This is a genomic window from Sinomonas sp. G460-2 (genome assembly GCF_047759905.1).
GTDB lineage: Bacteria > Actinomycetota > Actinomycetes > Actinomycetales > Micrococcaceae > Sinomonas.
This window is the reverse complement of record NZ_JBKZWT010000503.1, coordinates 1-1,642: the sequence shown is the minus strand read 5'-3', so window position 1 is coordinate 1,642 and position 1,642 is coordinate 1. Positions and strand designations below refer to the sequence as shown.

2 protein-coding genes are annotated in these 1,642 nt (G+C 70.8%); one reads left to right on the top strand and one right to left on the bottom strand.

Translation table 11 applies throughout. The features are described from left to right. Positions 1–1,175 (bottom strand): histidine kinase dimerization/phospho-acceptor domain-containing protein (locus tag ACLN58_RS21910; protein ID WP_415857321.1); only part of this gene is annotated, 1,175 nt, incomplete at its 3' end. A gap of 128 nt (positions 1,176–1,303) precedes the next feature. On the opposite strand from ACLN58_RS21910, the gene ACLN58_RS21905 reads away from it, so the two are divergent. After that, on the top strand, positions 1,304–1,642 hold a 339-nt coding region (locus tag ACLN58_RS21905), incomplete at its 3' end, for a response regulator transcription factor (RefSeq protein WP_415857320.1).

The window sequence follows — 1,642 nt, the reverse complement described above, 5'->3', positions numbered from 1 at the left end:
GAGGAGACGGCGAGGTCCGCGGCCAGATCGATGAGGCGCTCGGCGCTCCGCTGGGCGACGTCGAGGCGCCAGCGGTCCTCCGGGGCCAGGGAGGCCGACTCGAGCACGAGGTCGAGGTTGCCCAGCACCGCCGTGAGCGGGGAGCGGAATTCGTGCGCGACTGTGCGTACGAGCTCGGCCTTGTCCTCGACTGCCCCCGCGAGCGCCGTGACGTCTCCGAACGAGATCACCCCGCCGCCCTCGGGGCCGTCGACCGGCCGCGCGACGACGGACATCGCCCGCGCGCCCCGCCCGCGGCCCAGCCACACGATTTCTTCGTCGATCCGTTCCCCGGCGGCCGCGCGACGCAGCGGCCGTTGCTCGGGCGGTAGCGGTGTGCGGCGGTCGCGGGCGAAGAGCCGCTGCCCAACCGAGTCGTCCCATGTGGTGCCCGGGAGGACCCAACCCGACTCCGCGACGAGCTCCCGGAACCGGCGGTTGGACCTCACGGGCACGGCGTCGGGGCCCACCGCGACAATTCCCACGTTGACGGCGTCGAGGAGCGTGGCGAGGAGACGCTCGGTGGACTGGGATTCGACGAGCAGCTTCTGCAGGCGCGACTGCTGGGCCCGCAGCTGCCGCTCCTGGATGGTGAGTCCGGCCCGCGCGGCCCGGACCGCGACGGCGACGGTGAGCAGAAGGGGCGGGAGCAGGAGCGCGTCGCCGAGCCCTACCGAGCCGAGGCCAGCGAAGGCTTGGACGAGGGCCGGCAGTGCGATGAATCCGGGTCCGGCGAGGCACAGGGCGAGAGCGGCCCACGTGGTCGGTGTCGTGGCGGCGATCCAGATGACCGGGACGATCGAGAGAGTCCCGAGCCCGCGGAGGCCGTCGGCCGAGCCCTGGTTGAGGAGGCCGATGGCCACGAAGTCCTGGATCGGCACGGCGAGGAGCGCGCCGGGCGAGAGGCGGTCCCACGGGATGGCGAAGCAGGCGCCCGTGGCCGCGACGAGCAGGAGGAGCCCCGCGACGAAGAGGGGACGTTCGCTCGCCCGGCCCCATTCCGCAGGCATCGCGAGCGGTGCCGCGAGCACGGACGCGACCAGCGGCAGCTGGCACAGCGCGGCTCGGGCCCGGAGTCCGAGGTGCTGGAAGTTCCGGCGAGCCCACCGGAGGAGTGCCTGTTCACTTGTCGACACGATGCTCCTTCCCTCAGTCCCCCTTTGACAGATTGAGCAGTGTGATATTCATCTGCGTAATGAGAATATGACAAAGTACTGACCGACGGGTGACCGGCGCAGTTGAGGGTGCCGCAGAGGAGAGAAATATGGACGACTTGGGCCTTGCCCTCGTGGTCGAGGACGATGACGACGTCCGCCACCTCGTGGAGGACGTGCTGCGCCAAGCGGGCTTCGAGGTGCTCAGCGCCGCAACAGGTCGCGAAGGCGCGGAGATCGCTCGCCGAGAGGATCCCGCGGTCGTGACCCTTGACCTCGGACTCCCGGACATCGACGGCTTCGAGGTCCTCCGGCGGATCAGGACCTCGAGCGACGCCTACGTCGTCATGCTCACCGCGCGCGACGAGGAGCCGGACACGATCCTCGCGCTGCAGTCCGGCGCTGACGACTACCTCATCAAGCCGTTCCGGCCGCGCGAGCTGAGGGCG